Source organism: Flavobacterium columnare NBRC 100251 = ATCC 23463 (genome assembly GCF_002530675.1).
In the GTDB taxonomy this organism is placed as follows: domain Bacteria; phylum Bacteroidota; class Bacteroidia; order Flavobacteriales; family Flavobacteriaceae; genus Flavobacterium; species Flavobacterium columnare.
The window spans coordinates 1-25,456 of record NZ_PCMX01000002.1; the positions used below are offsets into that span (position 1 = coordinate 1).

Below are 25,456 nucleotides of genomic sequence, written 5' to 3' on the forward strand. Positions count from 1 at the left end.
TTATCTATTATCTATTTTTATTAATTTAAGTTTATAATGGAGTTTTTTTAAACTCATATTAAAATTAAACGCATTAAGAAAAACACTGACGAAATGCTTATTATTATGGATAAAACTTTGTAATTTTTAGGTTTATCGAGAGTTGTTTTTAGGAAATTTATAGATACAAAATCTTTATTTATCCAATTTTGTGATTTATATACGAATATAGAATTTAAAACAAAAAGGTGACACGCTGTTGCCATTCTTGAATGAAAGAATTCATTGGATTGAAAAGCTACAATAAATGAGGCTAAATGCACTATTAATACGGTAGCTTTAGGCAATAATGAATTACTATCTATTAACAGCACTCCTATTAACCAAGAGCAATAAATAAATTGTAATTCAAGGGGTGCATCATATCCATAAATAAGAATTTTATTATCTGGAGAAAGTATTGTACCTGTACATCTAAAATAGTATATAAAAAGTCCTATTGTTAGTGCAATGGTAGGTATTAAGTTGTAATAAGTTTTTTTAATGAGTAAGGAAACTAAAAAACCTCCTGATTGAAAAACAAAGAATACGGCAAATAATAGATCAAAAACAAGCATTTCTATTTTAAAAAATGTGTTGAATTTTAAAGTGATACATATTAGGTTAAAAAAGGTTTCTAGTATAAGTAATCTTTTAATTTCTGATGTTAAATTTTCTTTATTAAAAAAAGGAATAGCTAGTAATGGAAAAAGTAAACTGATAAAAACCTCATAATAAACGCTTTTTTGAATTATATATTGAATAAAAAAACAATATAATAAGCTTAAAAGGAAAAATAATGAGGTAGTACAGAGTTGGTATTTTTTATTTGATAATGAGGTCATTTTGTTTCTTTTAAATTAATCTTTCTTTTATCATATTTCGTTAAATGTGTTTGCAAAATGAAACAACAAAATACTAGAAGGCTTATAATTTATTAGGTGTAATTAATTATACGAATCTCCTCAATTCATAAAATATTTTATAGATTTTTTAAAAAAGCATGTTGTTTTTTAAAATAATTTTTATTGAAGATGAAGTATTTTTAGACAACACCTCTTTTTATTTTCGAACTACTTAAAGTACGTAAAAAACAATAATTACACCTAATAAATCATATTAGTTTGTACATAAATATGTTAAATATTTATTATGCTTCTACTAAATAATTATTTACAATTTTAGAACAGATTGCTGCATTTTCCATACATCTTTCAATTGTTGAAGGAACTGTCCATACTTGATTTTCATCATTAATCCATTCTCCTGATATAAAAACATTATTACAATTAAAAGAATTAATTCCTACCTTGTTGTTATAATCTGGATTTATTAATTCGTTTTCAAATGCCCAAAAATATTTATTGCCATTATCTTCTTTAATTATTGGACCATGATGCCAGTCTTTATATTCTTCAAGATTTATTTCTGTGTATTCAAGATACTTTGCTCCTACACCTATATTTAAATTTCCATACATCATATCTTTACACATATCTTTTTTTAGTAGTCCCATTTGAAATAATAGTTCTTCTTCTACTTCTTTTATGGTACATTCTATTAAAGGTTTTTTATACAATGGTCCCCTTTCTTTTTCGGTTTTTGTAGCTGTAATTGAAATGGTAACTTTAACCCCGTTTGAAAACTCCTTATGTGCGTATTTTTTAGTATGGTACAATTTATAACTTAGTCCCCATGCAGAATCAGCAATAATTCCAATGGTTTTATTTAAAAACAAATCGGGAACTTCTTTGAAATGAAATTGAAAACCGTGACTTTTTATATAACTAACAGATAATCTTTCTGCAATTTTAGGCAGCATTTCTATAACTTGCTTAGGTGGGATTGCTAGGACAAAAGCATCCGCTTCAATGATATTATTTTTTTCAGAAACGGCATTCAAAGCTTTTCCATTACTAATATTTAATTTTTTAATTCCTTCATTAAAATGAAAGGTTACTCCTTTTTTTCTTAAAAAGTCATACCATGGTTGTATCAATGAATCCGATATAGGTCCGTTGAGAGTAATACTTGTTGTATTGGTTTGAGTATATACTTTCTTTTTTGATAAATTTTTATAATTAAATAATAATAGGAAATCTCCAGTCTTGGTATTGCCATTACCTCCTATCCAGGTAGATATAATTTTAAGAATAAAAACTGCAAGTTTGGGTCTTTTATCAAATTCTAAATATTCACGTAAAGGCATATTTAGAGTCTCTTTATCTATTTTATTTACTAATAATTTAGATCTAAACCAATAAATATCTTTTAGAGGGACACCTGAGAAAAACAAGGAATTTGCAGATTTTAAGTTGTCTATTAATTGCTCTAAAAAATTAAAAAAATTTCTATTAAAATCCATAAACTTTCTTTCTTTTGCCCAGTAAAACTGAACATTATTTATAGGTTCAATATTTTTTAATAAGTTGTTCCCCTCATATTCTATTTCATTTAACGTAGTGATGAAGTTCATATTAGAGGCAAACATTTGCCTGTGTGTGAGTTCTGTTGGTAAACCATTTTCAAAAGTACCAATACATTTTCCTCCAGGCTGATCTTTTGTTTCGTAAACAGTAATCTCATTTCCTGTTTTAATTAGCTCATGAGCCAATTTAAGTCCTGTAACGCCAGAACCAAAAATTACGATTTTTCTCATTTGTTTAATTTAGTATGTAAGCATACAAAATTAAAACATTTTTTTACAATACCGAATTAAAAACCATTGATATTATTTTATTTAACCAAAAAAAACAAAACACACTTTAATTTAACTAACACCAAGAAACACAATATCTATATAGAATGTTAATATGTTATGTTAATATACAATGTCAATACCGTATATGAAGCTTAACAAAACTTTATTTGAAGTTCAATAAAATTCTTTGTTTATTTGTGGAAATACTTAGTAATGATTAAAGCCACTAATATTCATAAATACTTTGGACAGCTAAAAGTTTTAAAAAGAGTAAATCTTGAGATTAAAAAAGGAGAAATTGTATCAATAGTTGGTGCATCTGGAGCAGGAAAAACTACTTTGCTACAAATTTTAGGTACTTTAGATCAACCTAGTTTTAAAAACAGAAAAGGCGTTAATCTTAGTTCTTCTTTAGAAATTAATGGTCAAGATGTATTAAAAATGAGTGATAAAGAGCTGTCAAAGTTTAGAAATTTAAACCTTGGTTTTATTTTTCAATTTCATCAACTGTTGCCTGAATTTACTGCATTAGAAAATGTTTGTATTCCTGGTTATATTGCTAAAAGAAAAAAAACAGAAGTAGAAAATGAAGCTAAAAAATTATTAACTTACTTAGGTTTAGAACACAGAATAAATCATAAACCTATGGAACTATCTGGAGGGGAACAACAGCGTGTTGCGGTTGCTAGAGCCATGATAAATAAACCTAAAATAATTTTTGCAGATGAACCCTCTGGTAATTTAGATACCACAACAGCAGAGAATCTGCATCAATTATTTTTTAAACTTCGTGATGAACTAAATCAAACTTTTGTAATTGTTACTCACAATGAAGACCTAGCTGATATGGCTGATCGAAAAATAACAATTGTAGATGGTAATATTAAGGATATTCATGATATAGAAGTCGTTCTTGATTAAAATGGAATTTACAGAATTAAAAAGCTTTTTAGATGAAAAAGTAGATTTATATAATCGTCTCGATTTTATAGAAAGTGATCCTATACAAATACCTCATTTATTTAGTATCAAAGAAGACATTGAAATAGCTGCTTTTTTAACTGCTACTATAGCTTGGGGAAATCGAAAAATGATTATAAAAAATGCACAAAAAATGATGAGTTTATTAGGTGATTCTCCCTATGATTTTATTCTCAATCACAATTCTGCACAACTTAACAAACTTGAATCATTTGTACACAGGACTTTTAATGGGCAGGATTTTATACAATTTATTAAAAGTCTCCAACATATTTATTTACACCATAAAGGATTAGAAAATCTCTTTTCTAAACATACTGAAAACAACTCTACGCAAAAAGCAATCAGTGAAGTTAAAAAAGTTTTTTTTGAAATTCCACATACCATAAGATCTCAAAAGCATCTTTCAGACCCTTTAAATAACTCAGCCGCCAAACGAATTAATATGTTTTTGCGTTGGATGTGTAGACAAGATTCTACTGGTGTTGATTTTGGTCTTTGGAAAAAAATTTCTCCATCTGCCTTATCATGTCCTTTAGATGTACACTCAGGGAATGTAGCTAGAAAATTAGGGCTCTTAAATCGTAAACAAAATAACGCTAAAGCTTTGCATGAATTAGACACTAATTTACGTTTGTTAGACCCTAAAGATCCTGTAAAATATGACTTTGCTTTATTTGGATTAGGTGTTTTCGAAGGTTTTTAATACAATGTCTCTTTTCTAACACTCATTTTTAAAAGTACCCCAAAACAGTATCTAACTTTTTGGGGCAGTGCATTTTGAGGGGAGTGTAATTATATGTACCCTCTTTTTTAATTTGTGTAGAATGGATGTTATTTCTAAAAATCACTTTATATTAGGTATATACTCTAAAATTCGTAAGGCAAATAATACCTTCTACCCCTAAATACAATTTATCTTTTAATAGGTTCGTATTTATTTGTCTTGTCATTATAACTATATTTAGTCATTATTGACTTATTACTTAAACTAAAATCGCCATTAGATAATAAACTAAATAAATATCCTTCATTTCTTTTCTTAGAAATAGTCTGCGAAGTAGTCTTTAATCTATCTAAATATTCTATTTCTGTTATATCTACCGTCTTTTCGGTATTGGCTAGTAAAAGTGTTTTATTTATAGGATTCCAAATTTGATTTTCATTTAGAGTTGCTAATTCTTTACGTATCGTTGTTTCTTTTTTTTCTATAGCTTTCCAATTTACATGATAAAACGTGTTGTTTTTAACTTTTAATGGATTAACTTTGATTGTATTTGGTATAAGTTCTGGCTTACTTTTAGATAAAAGCATACTATCTTTTAATACAATTAAATACAAATCTTTTTTCTTATTAAAAACAACACTAGCTTCTCCATTTTTAGCTAGTAAAAGATTAGCACCTGTATTGTCAGTAGGTTTCTTTTTTTGAGCAGACATTGAATTCAGCACAAGAAAACTAAACAAAAGAATCATTTTATTCATAAACACAAATTTTATTGGTTATAGATTACGTATTAAGTCACTAAAAAGTCGATTTATTTTGCAAACCTAACTTTAAACAGTAACACATCCTACTGGTAAGGAACCATAACAATATAAAACTTTTTTTTAGAAAAAACATGAAATAGGAATATAATTATACTTTTATGAGTACAATTCTCCTACTTGGCTATTGCATCTAATAATAACTGTGCGGTTGCTTCATTAGTTGCTAAAGGCACATTATGTACATCGCAAATTCTTATAAGCATATTAATATCAGGTTCATGCGGATGACTACTCATTGGATCTTTAAAAAACAAAACCATTTTACATTTTCCAATTGCAATTCTAGCTGCTATTTGTGCATCTCCTCCTAGTGGACCACTTAAAAGTTTTTCTACCTTAATTCCTGTTGCCTCTACTTTACCACCTGTTGTACCTGTTGCTATAACTTTTATATTTTCTTTTAAAAGTAGATTTAAATTTCGATTTACAAATTGAACCATATCTGCTTTTTTTCCGTCATGGGCAATTAGTGCTATTTCCATATTTTTTAATTCGTTTGTAAATGGTATGCTATTAATCCATCTATTGGTCTTTGTAGAATTTTACCTACTTTCATAGTGTGTTTTTCTAGAGCAGACTTAATTTCATCTTGTAAAAAATAAGCAACAGATCCTATAAAGTGATTAGATAGTTCTTTATAATCATCAAACTGTTTGATACTGTTTTCTATAAAACATTCTATTTCTTCTTGTATAATTTGTTTACAAAATGGTTCATTTTTGTATTTTATTAAAAATTCTGTAAACGATGCTAAGTAAGCATTTGGATTAGGTTCTTTATATAAGTTTTGCTTAATAACATCTGCATCTAGGTCGTATGAACTTTCAAAGATTTCGACTAATTTTTTAGGCATTTTATTATAATAATATGCTCTTAATAAATGACGTCCAAAACGATTACCTGAACAATCATCCATTATAATATAGCCTAATGATTGCACTTTTTGATGCAATAGATGGCCATCAAAATAACTACAATTAGATCCTGTTCCAAGAATACTAACAATAGCTTTTTCTCCTTGTAAAGTTGTAGCATATACAGCTGCGTAAGTATCTTCGTAGACATTGATTTTTGCATTTAAAAAATATTTTTCAAAAATAGAGCTAAGAAAACTTTTCATACGATCCGTTCCACATCCTGCTCCATAAAAGTATAAATAAGAAACAGTATCCTTGTTTTTCGTTAACTCTAAATTATCCGTTAAACGTTTTAAAACTTCTGCTTCTGTTAAAATTTCAGGGTTTAAACCTTGTGTATGTGTAGAAAATAAAATGTTTCCTAATTCATCTATTGCAGTCCAATCTGCCTTAGTCGAGCCGCTGTCAATTATTAATTTCATTTTTATAATTTTATCTCTTTATGATTTATTAATAAGAATAAATAAAAACCATCTTAATAAACCTTTCTTTTTTTAATATTTTATATAAATACTTAATATTTTTTTACTAGTCTTTTTTTTAGTAAATAACATTATCAATCAAGAAATATCGTTTTATTGATAATAAAAAAAATCCCGTTTCATTTAAGAGAAGAAACGGGAGATAAAAATAATCATTTTAGTTATAAATTAGCTATATGTACTGCTAAATCTATTAATTTACTTGAATAACCATACTCATTATCATACCATGATACTATTTTAAAGAATGTTGAGTTAAGACCAATCCCTGCTTTTGAGTCAACAATTGATATTCTTGTATCTCCTACAAAATCTTGTGAAACTACGTCATCCTCTGTAAATCCAAGAATTCCTTTCATTGTGGTTTCTGATGCGTTTTTAAGCACTGCCATAACTTCTTCATAAGATGCTTCTTTAGCTAATTTTACTGTTAAATCTACCACGGATACGTCTGCTGTAGGTACGCGCATAGACATTCCTGTAAGTTTGCCTTTTAAACTTGGAATTACTTTAGCTACTGCTTTAGCGGCTCCTGTTTGGGATGGTATAATATTTAATAAGGCTGAGCGTCCTCCTCTAAAATCTTTTTTAGACGGACCATCTACTGTTAGTTGAGTAGCTGTTGTTGCATGTATAGTAGTCATTAATCCTTCTACTATTTCAAAATTATCATGAATAACTTTGGCCAAAGGAGCTAAACAATTAGTAGTACAAGAAGCATTAGACACAATAGTATCTTTAGCTGATGCTTCGGTATGATTTACTCCCATTACATACATTGGAGCATCTACTGAAGGAGCTGAAATTACGACTTTTTTAGCTCCACCATCAATATGTGCTTGAGCAGTTTCTAGTTTTGTAAAAATTCCTGTACATTCTGCAACTATTTCTGTATTTACCTCATCCCATTTTATCAATCGTGGATCTTTTTCAGCTGTTACTCTTATAGGTTGATCATTTACGAGTAATTTTCCATCTACTACTTCTACTTTTCCATCAAAAGGACCATGAACTGAATCATATTTTAACAAATAAGCTAGATGGTTTATTTCTAAAAGATCATTAATTGCTACTACTTCTACATTATCTCTTTTTAAGATTTCTCTAAATACAATCCGTCCTATACGTCCAAAACCATTAATTCCTATTTTTACTTTCATATCCTATTTTTTTTAAAATTCATTTACAATCGTTTATCTGGATTGATTTTCAATATTTTTAATAATTATTTTAAAATTCTTTAGCAACTCAATATATTTACTCTCATCAATCTGTAGTAATCCGATTTTATATTTTTATATCTAATTTTTATCTTGTGTTGATCTTAATACTTTATTAAGTAGACATGATGTCTGAAACTTTAAGCAATTCTTGATCAATTTTAGAATGACCTTTTATAGCTTGTTCTAAAGGCGTTAAAGCTACTTTATCTTCTAACAATCCTACCATATAATTGGATTTTCCTTCTAAAAGAGATTCAACTGCTTTTACTCCTAGACGAGCTGCTAATACTCTATCAAAACAAGAAGGGGAACCTCCTCTTTGCATGTGACCTAACACAGACACTCGAACGTCATATTCTGGTAAATTTTCTTCGACATATTCTTTTAGTTCGAACACATTTTTACCTATTTTATCTCCTTCTGATACGACTACTATGCTTGATGATTTGCCTGAAGCTTTACTTCTTTTTAAGGATTCTAATAATCGGTCTAATCCTAAATCTTCCTCGGGAATAAGAATTTCTTCTGAGCCCGCTCCTATACCCGCATTTAGGGCAATATGGCCAGCATCACGCCCCATTACTTCCACAAAAAAAAGCCTGTTATGTGAACTAGCTGTATCTCTAATTTTATCAATAGCTTCTACTACGGTGTTTAGGGCGGTATCATATCCTAATGTATGACTTGTACCATAAATATCATTGTCAATGGTACCGGGAATTCCCATTACGGGAAAATTAAATTCTTTATTAAAGATTTCTGCACCGGTAAAGGTTCCATCACCTCCTATTACAACTAGGGCATCTATTTGCGCTTCTTTTATTTTTTTAAAGGCTAATGTTCTGCCTTCTATGGTTCTAAAATCTTTGGAACGAGCAGATTTAAGTATTGTCCCCCCTTTATCTATTATATGGTTTACGGAACGAGCACCCATTTCTTTAAAATCTCCTTCTATCATTCCTTGATAACCTCTATAAATACCTATACATTCTATATTATAAAAGGCACACGTTCTTACAACAGATCGAATTGCCGCATTCATTCCTGGGGAATCTCCACCTGAGGTTAAGACTCCTATTTTCTTTATACTTTTATTTGACATTAAAAAAGGATTTTCAGAATAAGTAAAGTTACGAACACTCTCTTTACTTAAAAATGATAAATATTATTTTTTTTAAGCGTTTTTTACAATCAAAAAGTAATGAAGATTTATAAAACTCTCAAAGAGGATCTAAGATACTATTTTTTATAGAAATAAACAACTAATTTAATTCAGGAATTCTATCTTCCTCTTCTTTTGGTTTTTCAGATGATTTTTTCTGTCTTTTTTCTGTAAATTGAATAATTTCTGGTAATAAATCAGAATCGGGTACCTGTTCTTTTGGTTGGTCTGATTTTCTTTTGGTTTTATTTTTTTTAGAATTAAAAACTTTGTACATCAATTCTTTAAAGGTGTTGAAATCTACTTCATAACTTACCCCTACTCCTTGCGTATAACCAATACCTCCTTGACCCAAATAACTTATATCGTTTTCACGATTGAATACACGAGCCTTTAGCGAACCATCTTCATTTAAACGTAATTGGATCTCTACATCGCCTACCACAACTGATTCGTTTACTCCCCCTACAGGTACACCAAATTTACCATTAATCGTAATTTTATCACTTATTTGCGTAGATACTGTAAAACCTACTCGTCCTCCTGTGCTTGTTTCTTGATTTAAACGGTCGTTTTGCACATAATTTAATCCTAATTTAAAACGATCATCGTTAGCAAATAAGTCGTCAAATAAACTATTTGCACGTTCTAAAATATTACCACTTATAACATTTTCTACGACCCCTTTATCTGATAAAAAACTTCCTGAGGAAATTAACGATAAGGCTTGTTTTTGACGTGTATCAAAATCGTTCAGTTTATAATCTATTTCTGAACGAAGAACAGAGCTAACAGTTGGAAAATTTATAAAAATTTCAGGTGTTGGATTCGTTAATTTGTCTGTTAGTTTAATGACTACTTCTGTTGGAACTTTTTTATTAAAACTAGGATTATCTAATAATATAGAGGGGTTTGCTTCTGTTTTATAAACGGCTTCCATATTTAGGGTTGCATTTAATGGATCTCCATCCCAAGAAATATATCCTCCATTTTTAACTTTTATTTTTTTATCTATAAAACCGCCGTATTTAAAATTATAGACTCCATCATACACTTGAAAATCTCCCCACATATTAAACTTCCCCAAGGTGTTTATCTCCATTAACAAAGAACCACGGCCACGTCCTTTTAGCCCATGGCCATTATTTTTGTTTACAATTACTTCTATTTCTGCAACAGGAGTAATATTTAGTTCAAAATTTAATTCTAAACCATTGTAATCTTTTTCTTTACTTTTTACTTTTTGAGAAGTATTTTTAGAGTTTACAAATTTAATATAGTTTTTCTCTGAACTAGCTTGATCATCATTAATCGGTATTTTTAAAGAAGACCCTTCTGCTGAAGTAGCATTAACATTAATAGCTAACGCGTTTGTAGGCCCTTTAATTGTTGCTTTCCCATCCATATAAGCTGTTCCGTAATACAATGCGCCTTCATGATCTTTTGTATCAAGCACGACAATCCGATCCGAATTAATATTAAAATTTAGATACCAATCACTTAGTTTATTGTGCTTTACCCAACCATCCAGAGTACCTGTTGTTCTAAATTTAGAATCCGTTACCTTCACCTCTCGAAACGAAAATTGATTTTCTGTAACTTCTACTATAGAATTAGTACCAAAATTATAATCCGTATTCAAATAAGGCACTTTTATACCCGATTGATTTAGATAGAGGCGACCATTTATTTCGGGATTGTAAATATCTCCTTCAAATTTGGCTGAACCTGATGCAAGCCCTCTTATATTCGTTATTATATCAGCTCCCATGGGAGTAAAAAAGGAAAGGTCAAAATCTTTGAGCCTCACATCAAGATCCATCAACGTTTTCTTACCCTGAAAATAAAGACTTCCTTCTGTTTTTAAGATATCATTTCCTTTGTTGTTTAAAACAGAATTAATTTTAAAATTCCTAAGGTTATCATCTCCTGTTACTGCTATATCAAATCTTCCTAAAGGCAAATTATTAATACTAAAATCATCCACTGTTAATTCTGAAGCGGGTTCATAAATACTTTTTTCTTGTTTAAAGTCTATATTCCCATTTAGTTTTCCTTTAAATTGCAAATTATCGACAGCAGGTGTAATCTTATCTAATTCTACATCCTTAAATGACAATCGAAGGTCTTTATAGGTAGAATCTTGTAAAACGCCCATTAATTCCATTGTCTGATCATTATGGGATAGTGAAATTTTTTCAATAGAAAAATCTGTTAGTTTTTTATTGAATACAATTTTGTTATTACGTTCTTCTTTTTCGTTTAAAAACCATAAGTAATTTTTAAAATTAATTTCTGACTTTTTAATTCCTACTACACTCTTATTATCTTTACCAATGGTATGGTATAAGTTTAAATTATAAAAATCCTCTGCTTTGTTTCCTCCTTTAAATTCAGTTCTAACAAATAACGTATCGTTTGAGGTTACATTTATCAAACTCATTTTTGAAACTTTATAGTATTTTGTTTTAATACTATCCATTTCTACATAAGCATTGTAAAGAGGGTTTTTATTATCTATATCTACACTTATATTATCAAATTCATTATCGTATGCTTTTATTTTTGGGGATTTAAAATTAAATTTGAATAAACCTTCATTAGAATCTATTTCTCCTTTCATAAAGGTGTTTTCTCCTAATGAAATTTCAGGATAAAATATTTCTATTAGTTTACTGTATACATTAAAATCAAACTTCATAAACTGTCCTTTACTCACTTTATTAGGTGAATAATTGGCATAAAGACTTCCCAGTGAATTTTCTATTAAATTGGGTAATTCTTTAAACTTGAAGATTCCTTCTACTATATCGGGAGAATTGATAGTAATCGTCCTAAAACCATCTTTCTCAAAAGTAGATTTAACCATGAAATCATCAAAAAAATAAGTTTCTTTGGGGTTTTCATACGAGGTTTTATTTATGTACACATTACCATAAATATTATCAATTGAATTCCCTTGTAAATCCATCCTTACATCTCCTCTAAAAACAGAAACTGCATCAGGAGTGTATACATTTAGTTTTTTTAGGTTAGCATATTCTACTTTTGCGTGAAAATTATATTTACTTTCTTTTCTAGTTAAATCTAGGAACCCATCAAAATCCATAATTAAATTAGGATCATTAGCTTTTATAGAACCTTCAAAAATGGCTTTGTTCATCTGACCATCAACAATTATATTTCTATAATTATATTTGTTATAGTAGAGACTCGTTACAGTTCCTTTTATTTTTGTATTCAAGTACTTTTCAACAAAACCTCTTCCGTCTACTTCTGTATCTAAATTTACGATTCCTAAATCTTTTCGGTTTAAAAATGTCCCTAAATCAAACTCTGTTAGTTTAACATTACCAACATACGTAGCATTATCAATAGCATTAATATGGGTCATTGTTAAATTGGTTTTTACGGTTCCTAAAACGGAAGAAAGTAAAATATTTGCTTTTAATTTATTAAAATCTATTTCTGCCTGGCCATTTAAAGAAAAAGTGCCTAATTTTTTAAAATTAGTGGGTATTTTTTTTCCTAAAATATTAGGTAGTATTTTAATTAAATCTTGATAAGTAGAAGTTATTTTAGAAAAGCGTCCTTTTACGTAATAAGTATTTTCATGTTTTGAAAAAAGATTTTTAAATTGAAAATCACCTTTTATTTGTGATCCAAAATCATCTAATACAATCAATCTTTTTGTAAAAAAATTATTTAATGTCCCTAATAATTTACCTTTTACTCGGTATTTTAAATTTTTCCCAAATTCGTCATAAAATTTATTCAGATCATTAGAAGAAAGTATTCCTTCTTGGATTTTCACATCAAATAAAACTTTGTTATTAAAATCAGAAAAGTCTTTACGATCGTAACGTAATTCTACATCTCCTATTAAATTCGATTCTGGTGTTTTTAATTTGAGATGTGCGAGGTGTATATTTTTTTTTGTATATGTAAAATCAGATGATGATTCTTCTATTTCTATTCCTCGGTTATCTACAAATGACATTTCATCAATTTGAGTTGTAACATCAGGTCCTAAAATTTTAAAGCTATGTGTTTCTGCATTTAATTTTTTAGCACTAAAAACCAAAGGATTGGACATATTATCATCCCAAAAATAAAATTCACTATTCATCAGGTGAATAGTATTTATGGTCATTAAAAACTTTTTCTTAGAGGTAGAAGGCTTTCCATCATCAAAAAGCTCAATAAATTTATCTAAATTCGTATCGCGTTCACCTTTATAATTCCTAATTTTAAACTTAAGACCATCCATTCTGACTTCGCCAAAATGCAAATCACCGTCTATTAACTTTTTTAAATCCAGAATATTCGTTTTTAACACATTGATATGAAACAATGTATCTTTTTTATAATCCTTAATAAAAACTTTTTTGAGTTTAACTCCTCCAAAAACAGTAAAGTTAGCTTCTTGAACAGTAATATCAGTACCAAATTCTTTATTTAAATACTCCGTTGCATACTGTCCTAATCGTGTTTGAACAGAGGGCATAGAAAGAACTATAGCCAATAGGAGTAACAAGAATGCAATTCCAAGAAAAAAATACATCTTGATTTTTAAAACAGTCATCCACAGACTTTTTTTATTTTTTTTTACTCCATCTTCTTGCTCTTCCAAAGGAAATATTTTTTTGAGTTAAAATTTAGTAACTTTGCACAGGTTGTAAAAATAATCTATTCCTTGATTTTACACAACTTTAGAAACAAATTCTATGCCTTAAAAAAGAATGAAAAACATTTATATACTAGCAATCGAAAGTTCTTGTGATGACACGGCTTGCGCTGTTCTACACAACAATAAAATGTTATCAAATGTTGTTGCTCGTCAGAGTATACATGAAGAATATGGAGGTGTTGTCCCTGAATTAGCTTCTAGAGCGCATCAACAAAACATTGTCCCTGTAGTAGATGTAGCACTAAAAAAAGCAGGAATTACAAAAGAACAGTTATCAGCCATAGCATTTACACAAGGCCCTGGTCTAATGGGCTCCTTATTAGTAGGGACTTCTTTTGCCAAAAGCATGGCAATGGCGTTAAACATCCCCTTAATAGCCGTTAACCACATGCACGCTCATATATTAGCTCATTTTATACACGAAGAAGGTTTTTCTAAACCAGAATTTCCGTTTTTAGCACTGACTATATCAGGCGGACACACTCAAATTGTAAAAGTAAATAGTTTTTTTGATATGAAAATTATTGGGGAAACAACTGATGATGCTGTTGGCGAAGCTTTTGACAAATCTGCCAAAATACTAGGATTACCTTATCCTGGCGGACCGCTTATTGATCAATATGCTCAACTAGGAAATCCTAAACGCTTTCGGTTTACCAAACCAAAAGTTGATGGTCTTAATTTTAGCTTTAGCGGACTTAAAACACAAATTTTATATTTTATTCAAAAAAATGTAAAAGAAAACCCTAACTTCATTTCTGAAAATTTAAATGATATCTGCGCGTCTATACAATATACCATAATTAGAATATTAATGGATAAGATCAAAGAGGCTTCTATCCAAACAGGAATTAAACAAATTGCAATAGGGGGTGGCGTTTCAGCGAATAGCGGTATCCGCCAAACACTAAAAGATACTGAAAAAAAATATGGCTGGAAAACCTTTATCCCAAAATTTGAATACACCACAGATAATGCAGGCATGATAGGTATAGTTGGGTACTATAAATTTTTAGAAAATCATTTTAGCGATAATTCCGTAACTTCTAAAGCAAGAATTGAGTTTTAACAAACCATTAACTACAAATAAAGAGATAATGCAATTATTCTATAATCCATATATAACCATTGCTTCGACAGATTTTTATTTTGACAAAGAAGAAAGCAAACACATAGTAAAGGTATTACGCAAAAAAGAAGGCGATATTTTATTTGTTACTAATGGCTTCGGTTTTTTATTTGAAACAGAAATCACTTTAGCTTCAGAAAAAAAATGCTCTATAAAAATTAACAATCATAAAACCTTTAACCAAACTGGGTTTTACTTGCACCTAGCCGTTGCTCCTACTAAAATGAATGAACGTTATGAATGGTTTTTAGAAAAAGCAACCGAAATAGGCATACATGAAATAACACCTATTATTTGCGAGCATTCTGAAAGAACTTCTATAAAGACAGACCGCTTTGATAAAATCATCCAATCCGCCATGAAACAATCCAATCAGTTTCATTTACCCAAATTAAACAAAGCTATCTCTTTTAAAGATTTTATTAATAAAGATTTTGAAGGACAACTGTTCATTGCTCATTGTGAAGATTCTGATAAAAAAAATTTAAAAAAAGAAATTACGCCCAATTCTAAATACACGATCTTAATTGGCCCTGAGGGTGATTTTTCGGAAAAAGAAATCCGATTAGCTGTAAATAAAGGTTTCATACCTGTAACTTTAGGAAACACAAGATTACGAACGGAAACCGCAGCAGTTGTTGCCTGTCATAGTGTGGTTTTTAGTAATGAATAATTAAAATACTTTTTAAAATTTAGATTTATATCAATTACAATATTATTTTTACAAAATAAAATAAGACTCACGCGGTAAAAAATGTTTAGAACAGATCTTATAATTTTTAGTTTTTTAGCTTTTTTTAGCTCTCCTCTTTTCTCTCAAGAAATAGCTTTACTAAAATACAATGGAGGTGGCGATTGGTATGCTAATCCCACATCATTACCTAATTTAATAAAATTTACAAATCAAACAATCAACACGCGTATCAAACAAAAACCCTCTACTGTAACTCCTGGTAGTAGCGATATTTTTTCATATCCCTTTATACACATGACAGGACACGGAAATGTGGTTTTTAGTCCTCAAGAAGCCGAAAATTTAAGAAACTATCTAAATGCAGGAGGCTTTTTACATATAGATGACAATTATGGAATGGATCAATATGTACGAAATGAAATTAAAAAACTTTTCCCTAATCAATCTTTAATAGAAATTCCTACTTCACATACTATTTTTCAAAAACCGTACCCTTTTCCATCCGGATTACCTAAAATTCACGAACATGATGGCAAAAGACCACAGGCTTTTGGTCTATTTTTAAACAATCGCCTAGTATTATTATACACTTATGAATGCGACTTAGGCGATGGATGGGAAGATTATGAAGTTCATAACAACCCCAAGGAAGTACGTGAAAAAGCTTTAAAAATGGGAGCTAATATCCTAAATTACGTTTTTAACCATTAGTCATTTGGAACAACTTAATCATTACAATACTGCTTTCAATTCTAAAAAATTCCCAATCACATTAGTGTGTGATGGTGTCTATTTTCAAGAAAATATAGGAAGTATTTTTAGAATTTGTGATGCAATGGGCGTTTCTAAAATTATTTTTTCAGGTTCAAAATTTATCTTTTCTGAACGCAAAATCAATAAAACATCTAGAAGTACTCATAAAAGGGTTCCTTTTGAAATCATTAAAGAACAAGAATTACTTATTAATCATCTACATTCAACTTCTTCTATCTGTATTGCACTAGAAATCACCCAAACCAGCATCCCTCTGAACAAAATAAAAATAAACCTAAACCAACCTATTACTCTAATAATAGGCAACGAAATAAACGGAATTTCAACTGAGATCCTAAAATTATCTACAATCCACACACATATTCCTATGTTTGGATATAACAGCAGCATGAATGTTGCACAAGCATTATCTATAGCACTTTACGAACTAACTCTTCAATTAACTTAATACAATTTCATAGCAAATACCTAAAACGGTTGCCTCCTTTTTGCTTTAACCCAGATTGTTCTTTAGCCTTTATAATGAAGATAAAAAGGCAAAGAAGATGAAAATATATAGATTTTTTTTCGCAAATATAGTTTTCGTATGTTCAGAACCAAAAACTGAATACTTTTTTAAAATTCAAAATTCTTTTTATTTATAATAAATCCCTAATGCGTATCTATTACTCTTAAAAACTATATAAATTACACAACAAAATACATAAATAAATGCAAAATACATATTTTAAATAAAAAATAAATAAATACTTTTCTAAAAAAATCATAATTTTTTATAATAAACGTTTTGTAATTAAAATATATTTCATATCATTGCAGCAGAATAAAACAAATTTTATCAACCAAAAACCAAAAAAATATGAAAAAAGTTTTATTATCCGCATCAGTAGCGTTAATGATGTTTTCTTGTCAAAAAGAAGACAATTCTCCAACAGATCAAGTAGAAACTGCTGCTCATAGAGGATGTGCATCGCATGAAGTACTGGAAAGACAAATGCAAGAAGACCCCTCTTTAGCTTCTAGAATGGCATCTTTCGAAAAACAAGCATCTGAAGCAATTAAAAACAATCGTTTAGTAAACGGTGTTATTGAAATTCCTGTTATTTTCAACGTATTATACAATGGTAGCACAGAAAACATTTCATTAGCTCAATTACAATCACAAATTGATGTATTAAATGCCGATTATGCAGCTACAAATGCTGATTATAACACAGCTAACAATCCTTATTCTTCTGTAAGAAGTGGTAATTTTAACGTTCGATTTGTTTTAGACCAAGTAATTCGTAAAAGCACTAAAAAGAGAAGTTGGGGAACTGATGACTCTATGAAAAAATCAACACAAGGTGGTATAAGCCCTACTTCTCCAACTACAAAATTAAATATTTGGGTTTGTAATTTAGGTTCAAGTTTATTAGGATATGCTCAATTTCCTGGAGGTGCCGCTGCAACCGACGGTGTAGTACTACATTATAAATATACAGGCACAACAGGTACAGCTACTGCCCCATTTAATTTAGGTAGAACAGCTACTCACGAAGTAGGCCACTGGATGAACTTACGTCATATTTGGGGTGATGCAAATTGCGGAAATGATTTTGTAGCAGATACTCCTCTACATGATTCAGCTAACTATGGAGTTCCTACCGCAGGACACAAATCTACTTGTACTGGTACCCCACTAGAAATGTATATGAACTATATGGATTACACTGACGACAGAGGTATGTATATGTTCTCTCAAGGACAAAAAGAAAGATCATTAGCTATCTTTGCTGCTGGTGGAGCTAGAGCATCATTTGCTCAACCATAATAGAATCATATTTTCCTCATATAATATTTTTTTAACCTTAGCCTGATCTTTTGGTCAGGCTTTTGTTTTTATGTTATTATTTTTACTTCATTTTCCCAAAAGTATCTTAATACTTTCTCTTTAAATAACTTAACATACGATGCAATCATTATTTTTGAATCGGTCAATTTCTATTCTATAAGCTAGCTATTTTTTCAGAAATTTTCTTAACATTATTATCTCCTCTTCTAAAACCTCTTTCAGAAATCCTTTTTCAAATAATTTCTATCTAAACTTTATAACTTTTCCTATTCTTCTTAGTTTCTTAAGTAAACCCTTAATTTAAAGCATAAATGATATTATAAAGTATTTTTGTTTTTATATATTGTAAAGAAATTCTTAAAAATCTTATCTTTTTCCTACTTTATTTCCAAAAAAGTATCACCTGCTCGTAAATCACCTGTTTGATAGCCTTTTAAAAACCATTTTTTACGTTGCTCAGAAGTACCGTGGGTAAATGATTCAGGCACAACATACCCTTGCAATCTTTTTTGGATTGCATCATCTCCTACTGCTTGTGCAGCACTTAAAGCTTCATCAATATCGTCTGGATCTAAATATTTCTGATTATGTTTAGCCCAAACCCCCGCGTAAAAATCTGCTTGCAACTCTAAAGCTACCGATAAACGATTGCCTTCTTCTTGAGTCGTTTTTTGTTGCAACTGTCGTACTTTATTGGAAGTCCCTATAACTGTTTGTAAATGGTGTCCAACCTCATGTGCAATAACATAAGCTGTTGCAAAATCTCCTCCTTTAGCACCAAAACGAGTTCTTAATTCTTCAAAAAAAGCTAAGTCCATATATACCTTTTCATCTCCAGGACAATAAAAAGGGCCTGAAGCTGCGGAAGCACTGCCACAAGCTGTTTCAACTGCATCTGTAAATAAAACCATTTTAGGATTTCTGTAATTAATATTGTTTTCTTTAGATAATTTACCAAAAATATCTTCTGTATCAGCAAAAACAGTGGCTACAAATTTCCCCATTTCTTTTTCTTCTGGTGTAAGAGAACGTTGTGAGGCTACTTCTTGAGCACTGGATTGATTCATTTGTTCTAAAACAGGGGCTATCATTTTACCAGTTTCTCCTCCAAAAAGATTTAATAAAAGGATAATAATTCCTAATACTCCTCCTCCTGCTATCATTTTTCCACCTACTGGTACACCTCTTCTATCTTCAACATTATCACTTTGACGTCTTCCTTGCCACTTCATCTTGTTATTTTTTATTTATGTTTAACCATTTAAATATTGTTGTTTCAAAAAACTCTTTATCTATAGGTTTAGAAATATAGTCATTCATACCTACTTCTAGACATTTTTCTCTTTCTCCTTTTATAGTTCCTGCTGTAAGTGCTATGATTGGAATTTTTTTATCAATTTTTCTAATTTCTAAGGATACTTCATATCCATTCATCAAAGGCATCTGAATATCTAATAGTATTAGATCAGGAGCATTTTGAGCATATTGTTCAACCCCTACAATTCCATTTTCGGCTTCAAAAATAATCACATGAGGCACTATTTTTCTTAAAAGTGTTTTAGCTAACATCATGTTGATTTTATTATCTTCTACTATTAATATTTTAAATTCATTATTTTTGAATTTCTCAAATGCTATTGTTTTTAGATCTTCAAGAGTTTCTTTCTTTTTTTGAATACTGTAATCTTCGCATTCTACGTTTTGTGTACAAAAAACTAAATCTAGTTCAAAAAAGAAAGTACTCCCTAATTTATAATTGCTTTCTAACTGAAGTTGAGTTCCCATTAAACTCAAAATATTATTAGAAATAGTCAAACCTAACCCCGTGCCTCCATATTTTCTGGTTGTTGAGTTATCTTCTTGAGAAAAAGGTTCAAAGATTTTCTGATGATTACTTTTTCTTATACCTATACCACTATCATGAACAAGGAATTGAACTTTAGCTTTATTTTCTTGAATTTCTTTTAGTTTTAGTTCTAAAACTACTTCTCCTTCGTTGGTAAATTTAACGGCATTTGATAATAAATTTAATAAAACTTGTTTTATTCTTAAAGGGTCTATGGAAACATATTTAGGTATTTTTTCATCAAATTTAAAGTTTAGCGCAATTCCTTTTTTTTCAGAGTCAAAACGTATAATTTTAACAATTTGCAGTATTAAATCATATAGGTTTGATTTTTTAAACTCTAATTCTAATTTTCCCATTTCAATTTTTGAAAAATCCAGAATATCATTTACCACCTCTAACAAGATTTTAGCAGATTCATTTACTGTTGATAAATATTCGTTTTGAGTAGCGTCTAGTTCTGTTTGTTTCATTAATCCCGAAAATCCTATAATAGCATTTAAAGGTGTTCTGATTTCATGGCTCATATTAGCCAAAAATTCGGATTTAGCTTTATTGGAAGTTTCGGCATACTCTCGAGCTTTAATTTCTTTTTCTATTAATTTTTTTTCTGTTACATCAACTAAAATTCCTCCTATATAAGAAACTTTCCCGTCTTTGATAACAGTATCACTAAATTCTTCAATCCAAATATATTCTCCGGATTTTTTCTTAATTCTATAGATTAATTGGAAGGGGATATTGCCTTCAAAAGCTCTTTTATTTTCGTATACTACTTTTGCTTTATCCTCTTTATGGGTCAAATCAATTAAATATACTTTACCTTCTAAAAATTCTTCACGAGTATACCCTGTTAGGTTTTCTATTTTGTCACTGATGTATATTTTAGAAAATTTTTGATCATATTCTGACAAGAATACGACTCCTGGTATATTATCAGCTAGTAATTTAAATTGTTTTTGTGATTCTTCGATCAAATTCAAATTTTCAATTCTTTCGATCGTAATAGAAACATTATTAGCTAAAATTTGTAAGATACTTACCTCTTCTTCTGTCCATTCACGTTCTCTAGAACAGTCATCAAATCCTAGAAAACCTCGAAAAGCATCATTTATAAATATAGGGAATAGTAAAATAGATAGTATTCCTTGTGAACGCAATCTTTGATAAATAAAAGGATTTTCTATTTGAGAACTTTTAGCTCTAAATACCTGTTTTTTTGATAACACTTCATAATAAATTAAATTATCTTTATGATGCATTTTTTGCAACGATTTGTTATTTATTTCTGGTTGTATATTTTTATTCTTATTTACCCATTCGTTCTTTTGGCTGAAATAATGTTCCACTTCATTATTTTCAAAATAATAAATTCGATCAATATTAGTGGCTTGGCCTACAATAGAAAAAATCTCTTCAAATAACTGATCTAAATCATCATTCTTGAGTAATTTTTCTGTTGAAACAGCAATTGCTGTTAGTATTTTTGTTTTTTCTTCTAATTTTTCTTCTGTCTCTCTTCTTTTATACGTTTCAATTGCCAATGAAACTACATCTGCTATTGATCTTGCAAAGTTAATATCATCATTATCCCATTCTCTTTTTTGTTTGGTTGCTTCAAAACTTAATAAAGAATGCAACTCTCCATTAATAAAAACAGGAAGATTGAGCATAGATTTAATTTTTTCTTTTAAAAAATAATCATTTACAAACTCATTAGTATAAAAATATTCGTATACATTATTCGCTACAATTAATTGTTCTTTTTCTAGATATTCGAAATAATTAGGATGGTCTGATTTAAAAAACACCAATCCCTCTTTAAATATATCTAACTCTAAATCATATAAAGAAAAACAATTAAGGCTTAATCGATCATAAGTCCAATAACTCACTCTATCTATTAGTGTTCCTTCCGCAGCAGATTTTAGTATAAGATTAATTCTGTCATTAAAACTTTCTTCTTCTTTATAAGATAGAGTAGCTAATTTATTTATTGTTTTATTGAAATTTTCATTTTTCCTTTGCCTGTTATTTTGTTCTATTTCTATATTCTTTAGCAAAGTAATATCCCTTGCTATTGCAGAAAAACCTAAAATTTCTCCCTCTTGATTTTTTTTAACATTTACTTTTTGAGACAACCATAATTCCGTACCTTCATTAACAATAATTGGAAATTCTATAGAGGGAATACTTTTCCTTCCTAATAAATTGGAACGATAAAACTGGAATACTTCTTTTTTATAATCTTCTCTAATAAAAAGGGAGAAATTTTCACCAATTACATCTTCATCTCTTAAATTAAATAATGATTTAGCAAATGTATTTACAAAAGTAAACCTTCCTTCTTTATCTATTTCATAAATAATATCGGTTGCGGTTTCTATTAGATTTTTATATTGATGGTCTAAATTAATCAGTCCTGTAATATCCTGACCAATATTCAGGTAGATATTTCCAGAATATTTAACATTCTTCCATTGTATGTAGCGGTAGGCCCCCTGTTTTGTTAATACCTTACGAGTATAAAACTCATGATTAGTTTGATAGTTTTCAATTGAATATTCTGGATCTTCTATTAAAGTTAAAAAACTAATTCCTTTTAGATCATCAGAACTATATCCTAAAATATTTTTTACATTTTCAGAACAGTAAACGATTATTCCGTTTGTATTAATCCCTATAATTAAAGTTGCTTTTCTATTAATAGCATTGTTGGTAAATAAAAAATTGTCTTTTGCTTTATACTTTATAATATAGCGTACATGATTTATTAAAGAAATCATTAAACAACTACAACTCAAAGTAACAAACATTATTGGGCTAAGTACTTTGTAATAAAACAAAAATATTATGAGCAAATAATTACAGATTACAAAGACCCAGTAAAAATGTATACGAGTAAAAAGACTATAAGAAAAAAAGAATAAAACAATCCAGTCAAAATAAGTAAACACATGTTCTGGATGGATCACTATACGTAATAAGGTAATAAAAAAACAACTAAAAAAAATAAGAGTAAAAAAGACTCCTAAATGTTTTTCTACAAATGAAATTTTATAACTAGCTACATATAAAAAAAGTAAAATGGTAGCAACAGTAAGGTTAATAGGAAAAAATTCTTCTTGTCGTAGATGAAAAAAATCAATTATAAACTCTATTAAAGGCAATGCAATTCCTACAAACAAAAAGTATAATCGATATTGCTCATTAGCTCCTTCAACCTCTGAAAAATCATATATAATTTCAGGATTAACAACCGATTTTTTAAAAAATCCGTAATACCCAACAAAAAAAGCAATAAATAAGAAAAAAAGTATATACCAAGATAACTGGTAAATATTTAATCCTAACCAATGAATCATTTGAAAAACCAAAATCCTAATCAAAAATATACAATTTAACTTTTATCCTAAATACCTAATAAAAATACAAAAAAAACAACTACATAATAATTATTTCTTACTTTTTTCCTCTATCCATTTCGACATATATTTTGTACTTGCAAATTGGTTTTGCGATAATAACTTACCAATAAAATTTTGATTCCTATGACTATTTATTCCTTTTTTCAATTTCAATATAAATTCTTTAAACAAACTTTTATATAATTCTTTTTTAAACTTTTCAAGAATAATTTTTTCTCCTTTTTTACAGGATTCTTCCCAAATTTCTTTTTCTCGGTACAAAGTTATGGACTTTTCAATAAAGTCTTTCATATTATCTGCCACATAACCGTTCCAATATCCGATAGAACTTATGCCTTCTACTCCAATAGACGTGGTTATTGATGGCGTATTTACTACCATTGCTTCCAACAACTTCCCTTTTATTCCCGCACCAAATCGTAAAGGAGCTAACAAAACTTTACTTTCTTCTAGTACATCATATACACAGGAGGCTCTCCCTCTGATACAAAAACCTTCTTTTTCATTATTTAACTGATTTATTTTAGGAGAAACATAAGCCCCATAAACATTAAGATTTATATTAGGTAATTCTTTACGTATGTCTTTCCAAATCATTTTTAGCTGAAGAACGGCATCGTAATTCGGCTCGTGTAAAAAATTCCCGATAAAAACAAAATTTTTCCTATCCTCATAAGCACGTGTCTGAACTTTGTTTGAATAAAAAATTGGCAAATAATAAAGTAGTGTTTTATCTATCTTAAAAACATTTTGTAATACCTCTATTTCAAATTCGGAAATTATCAAAGTTAAATCTGATCTATATATACTAGCTATTTCTCTTAGAGCCAATGGTTCTTCTACTAAATTTTTGATTTCAAAAACCATATTTTTTTTTACTGCTGTGTGTCTAGCATAACGTAAGCAATGCAAATCTTCTGAATCCAATATACGTATTGCTTTAGGACAGGTAGTAGCTACACGCCATCCAAATTGTTCTTCTGATATAAACCGATCAAAAACCACCATAACTGGATCAATCTTTAAAACAAAATCATCAAAACTAGCATGATTTAGCTCAATGGCATATTCTACTACATCAATAGATGATAGGTCAAATGAATTTTCTGTTTTTTGTGCAGTTGAAGCAAAAATTACTTTATATCCCAAATCTTTATACAAACTAATGAGTTGCAAAATCCTAGTCCCAGCAGCAGAAGAAGTGGGCTCTGGAAAAACTAAACCTATAAATAAAACTGTCTCCAAGTCTTTTTTTTGCACAAAATAACAACTATAAATTAGGAGTAAAAAATGTAATTTTGTATTTCAATAATTTTTTATATGTTAGGATTAAAACTTAAAACAGACCCTAGATGGGCTAATATAGCAGAAGGAAATCTTGCTGAAATTCTTTCAGATCATGCGTGGTGCGAGCAAAAAGCCGCAACTAACGCAATTAACCTCATCATTAATAACTCAGAAAAAGAAGATCTAGTAACTGAAATGACTAAAATAGCCATTGAAGAAATGGATCATTTTAGAATGGTACATGACATTATTAAGGAACGTAATTATGAGTTTACTCGTGAGCGCAAAGATGATTACGTAGGACAATTAACTAAATTTTTAAAAAAAGACGGAAGTCGCGAACAATCTATGATTGACCGTTTATTATTTGCTGCTATGATTGAAGCCAGAAGTTGTGAACGTTTTAAAGTTCTTTCTGAAAATATTCAAGATCAAGAATTATCTAAATTTTATAGAGAGCTTATGATTTCTGAAGCCAATCATTACACTACTTTTTTAAATTTTGCTAGAAAATATGGCGAAAGGGACTATGTAGACAACCGTTGGAAAGAATGGATTGCTTATGAAGAAAGTATTATTATAAATTATGGTAAAAAAGAAACCATACATGGTTAAGATGGGCGACCAAAAAATAATTACTTAACGTCTTAGCTCGCCCCCTTCAACAACAGGAAAAACTTCATTATCAACACCATGTAATTTATTTTTCCTGTTCATATTGTTCGATTGAACTCCGTTG

General features: G+C 29.3%; 19 protein-coding genes. 8 read left to right on the forward strand and 11 right to left on the reverse strand.

Features of this window, described 5'->3' with window-relative positions; translation table 11 throughout:
- Positions 1 to 53: 53 nt before the first annotated feature.
- A complete protein-coding gene (locus B0A78_RS00115) occupies positions 54 to 863 on the reverse strand; it encodes a hypothetical protein (protein ID WP_097609276.1) in 810 nt (269 codons plus the stop codon).
- Between the two features lie 305 nt (positions 864 to 1,168).
- Complete coding sequence (locus B0A78_RS00120; protein ID WP_014165422.1) at positions 1,169 to 2,677, reverse strand: FAD-dependent oxidoreductase; 1,509 nt, start codon at positions 2,675 to 2,677, stop codon at positions 1,169 to 1,171.
- Between the two features lie 255 nt (positions 2,678 to 2,932).
- Between B0A78_RS00120 and B0A78_RS00125 the strand changes: the two genes are divergently transcribed.
- Positions 2,933 to 3,640 (forward strand): ABC transporter ATP-binding protein, encoded by a 708-nt coding sequence (locus tag B0A78_RS00125; protein WP_014165423.1) that lies wholly within the window; start codon positions 2,933 to 2,935, stop codon positions 3,638 to 3,640.
- Between the two features lies 1 nt (position 3,641).
- On the forward strand, positions 3,642 to 4,406 hold the full coding sequence (locus tag B0A78_RS00130) for a TIGR02757 family protein (protein ID WP_065213460.1): 765 nt from the start codon (positions 3,642 to 3,644) through the stop codon (positions 4,404 to 4,406).
- A 209-nt stretch (positions 4,407 to 4,615) separates the two neighbouring features.
- Here the strand turns inward: B0A78_RS00130 and B0A78_RS00135 are convergent, their stop codons facing one another.
- The 6 genes from B0A78_RS00135 to B0A78_RS00160 form a co-directional block, all read right to left on the reverse strand.
- Complete coding sequence (locus B0A78_RS00135; protein ID WP_123906684.1) at positions 4,616 to 5,185, reverse strand: hypothetical protein; 570 nt, start codon at positions 5,183 to 5,185, stop codon at positions 4,616 to 4,618.
- A 179-nt stretch (positions 5,186 to 5,364) separates the two neighbouring features.
- Complete coding sequence (locus B0A78_RS00140) at positions 5,365 to 5,733, reverse strand: methylglyoxal synthase (RefSeq protein WP_065213459.1); 369 nt, start codon at positions 5,731 to 5,733, stop codon at positions 5,365 to 5,367.
- Positions 5,734 to 5,738: 5 nt separating this feature from the next.
- Entirely contained in the window at positions 5,739 to 6,590 is an 852-nt protein-coding gene (locus tag B0A78_RS00145) for a hypothetical protein (protein ID WP_014165427.1), read from the reverse strand.
- Positions 6,591 to 6,811: 221 nt separating this feature from the next.
- The gene (gap, locus tag B0A78_RS00150; protein ID WP_014165428.1) at positions 6,812 to 7,810 is read right to left on the reverse strand and encodes a type I glyceraldehyde-3-phosphate dehydrogenase; all 999 of its coding nucleotides are present in this window, start codon (positions 7,808 to 7,810) and stop codon (positions 6,812 to 6,814) included.
- A 175-nt stretch (positions 7,811 to 7,985) separates the two neighbouring features.
- Positions 7,986 to 8,975 (reverse strand): 6-phosphofructokinase, encoded by a 990-nt coding sequence (gene pfkA / locus B0A78_RS00155; RefSeq protein WP_097609277.1) that lies wholly within the window; start codon positions 8,973 to 8,975, stop codon positions 7,986 to 7,988.
- A 160-nt stretch (positions 8,976 to 9,135) separates the two neighbouring features.
- Positions 9,136 to 13,668 carry a translocation/assembly module TamB domain-containing protein gene (locus B0A78_RS00160; RefSeq protein WP_097609278.1) on the reverse strand — a complete coding sequence of 1,511 codons (4,533 nt, stop codon included), beginning with the start codon at positions 13,666 to 13,668 and terminating at the stop codon, positions 9,136 to 9,138.
- A 109-nt stretch (positions 13,669 to 13,777) separates the two neighbouring features.
- On the opposite strand from B0A78_RS00160, the gene tsaD reads away from it, so the two are divergent.
- From tsaD to B0A78_RS00185, 5 genes are all read left to right on the forward strand, one after another.
- Positions 13,778 to 14,794, forward strand: coding sequence for a tRNA (adenosine(37)-N6)-threonylcarbamoyltransferase complex transferase subunit TsaD (gene tsaD, locus B0A78_RS00165; protein ID WP_097609279.1), 1,017 nt, complete (start codon positions 13,778 to 13,780; stop codon positions 14,792 to 14,794).
- Between the two features lie 28 nt (positions 14,795 to 14,822).
- Complete coding sequence (locus B0A78_RS00170; RefSeq protein ID WP_041253410.1) at positions 14,823 to 15,527, forward strand: 16S rRNA (uracil(1498)-N(3))-methyltransferase; 705 nt, start codon at positions 14,823 to 14,825, stop codon at positions 15,525 to 15,527.
- Positions 15,528 to 15,608: 81 nt separating this feature from the next.
- On the forward strand, positions 15,609 to 16,259 hold the full coding sequence (locus tag B0A78_RS00175; protein ID WP_014165433.1) for a DUF4159 domain-containing protein: 651 nt from the start codon (positions 15,609 to 15,611) through the stop codon (positions 16,257 to 16,259).
- A 4-nt stretch (positions 16,260 to 16,263) separates the two neighbouring features.
- Positions 16,264 to 16,770: a TrmH family RNA methyltransferase gene (locus B0A78_RS00180; RefSeq protein ID WP_014165434.1), complete on the forward strand. Its 507-nt coding sequence runs from the start codon at positions 16,264 to 16,266 to the stop codon at positions 16,768 to 16,770.
- Between the two features lie 411 nt (positions 16,771 to 17,181).
- Positions 17,182 to 18,135, forward strand: coding sequence for a zinc metalloprotease (locus tag B0A78_RS00185; RefSeq protein WP_014165435.1), 954 nt, complete (start codon positions 17,182 to 17,184; stop codon positions 18,133 to 18,135).
- Positions 18,136 to 18,533: 398 nt separating this feature from the next.
- Here B0A78_RS00185 and ypfJ read toward each other — a convergent pair whose 3' ends face one another.
- The 3 genes from ypfJ to B0A78_RS00200 form a co-directional block, all read right to left on the reverse strand.
- Positions 18,534 to 19,388, reverse strand: coding sequence for a KPN_02809 family neutral zinc metallopeptidase (ypfJ, locus tag B0A78_RS00190; protein ID WP_065213457.1), 855 nt, complete (start codon positions 19,386 to 19,388; stop codon positions 18,534 to 18,536).
- A 4-nt stretch (positions 19,389 to 19,392) separates the two neighbouring features.
- Positions 19,393 to 23,367 (reverse strand): PAS domain S-box protein, encoded by a 3,975-nt coding sequence (locus B0A78_RS00195; RefSeq protein WP_065213456.1) that lies wholly within the window; start codon positions 23,365 to 23,367, stop codon positions 19,393 to 19,395.
- A 90-nt stretch (positions 23,368 to 23,457) separates the two neighbouring features.
- Complete coding sequence (locus B0A78_RS00200; protein WP_041253412.1) at positions 23,458 to 24,675, reverse strand: glycosyltransferase; 1,218 nt, start codon at positions 24,673 to 24,675, stop codon at positions 23,458 to 23,460.
- Positions 24,676 to 24,750: 75 nt separating this feature from the next.
- Here B0A78_RS00200 and miaE point away from each other — a divergent pair, with 75 nt between their 5' ends.
- Positions 24,751 to 25,332, forward strand: a complete 582-nt coding sequence (gene miaE, locus B0A78_RS00205; protein WP_014165439.1) for a tRNA-(ms[2]io[6]A)-hydroxylase — start codon at positions 24,751 to 24,753, stop codon at positions 25,330 to 25,332.
- The last annotated feature ends 124 nt before the right edge of the window (positions 25,333 to 25,456 follow it).

What these genes read in the sequence shown, in the direction of transcription:
- B0A78_RS00115 (WP_097609276.1), bottom strand. Translation starts at nt 863, where the DNA reads ATGACCTCATTATCAAATAAAAAATACCAACTCTGTACTACCTCATTA.
- B0A78_RS00170 (WP_041253410.1), top strand. Translation starts at nt 14,823, where the DNA reads ATGCAATTATTCTATAATCCATATATAACCATTGCTTCGACAGATTTT.
- B0A78_RS00140 (WP_065213459.1), bottom strand. Translation starts at nt 5,733, where the DNA reads ATGGAAATAGCACTAATTGCCCATGACGGAAAAAAAGCAGATATGGTT.
- pfkA (WP_097609277.1), bottom strand. Translation starts at nt 8,975, where the DNA reads ATGTCAAATAAAAGTATAAAGAAAATAGGAGTCTTAACCTCAGGTGGA.
- B0A78_RS00175 (WP_014165433.1), top strand. Translation starts at nt 15,609, where the DNA reads ATGTTTAGAACAGATCTTATAATTTTTAGTTTTTTAGCTTTTTTTAGC.
- B0A78_RS00125 (WP_014165423.1), top strand. Translation starts at nt 2,933, where the DNA reads ATGATTAAAGCCACTAATATTCATAAATACTTTGGACAGCTAAAAGTT.
- gap (WP_014165428.1), bottom strand. Translation starts at nt 7,810, where the DNA reads ATGAAAGTAAAAATAGGAATTAATGGTTTTGGACGTATAGGACGGATT.
- tsaD (WP_097609279.1), top strand. Translation starts at nt 13,778, where the DNA reads ATGAAAAACATTTATATACTAGCAATCGAAAGTTCTTGTGATGACACG.
- ypfJ (WP_065213457.1), bottom strand. Translation starts at nt 19,388, where the DNA reads ATGAAGTGGCAAGGAAGACGTCAAAGTGATAATGTTGAAGATAGAAGA.
- B0A78_RS00130 (WP_065213460.1), top strand. Translation starts at nt 3,642, where the DNA reads ATGGAATTTACAGAATTAAAAAGCTTTTTAGATGAAAAAGTAGATTTA.
- B0A78_RS00120 (WP_014165422.1), bottom strand. Translation starts at nt 2,677, where the DNA reads ATGAGAAAAATCGTAATTTTTGGTTCTGGCGTTACAGGACTTAAATTG.
- B0A78_RS00135 (WP_123906684.1), bottom strand. Translation starts at nt 5,185, where the DNA reads ATGAATAAAATGATTCTTTTGTTTAGTTTTCTTGTGCTGAATTCAATG.
- miaE (WP_014165439.1), top strand. Translation starts at nt 24,751, where the DNA reads ATGTTAGGATTAAAACTTAAAACAGACCCTAGATGGGCTAATATAGCA.
- B0A78_RS00145 (WP_014165427.1), bottom strand. Translation starts at nt 6,590, where the DNA reads ATGAAATTAATAATTGACAGCGGCTCGACTAAGGCAGATTGGACTGCA.
- B0A78_RS00195 (WP_065213456.1), bottom strand. Translation starts at nt 23,367, where the DNA reads ATGATTCATTGGTTAGGATTAAATATTTACCAGTTATCTTGGTATATA.
- B0A78_RS00185 (WP_014165435.1), top strand. Translation starts at nt 17,182, where the DNA reads ATGAAAAAAGTTTTATTATCCGCATCAGTAGCGTTAATGATGTTTTCT.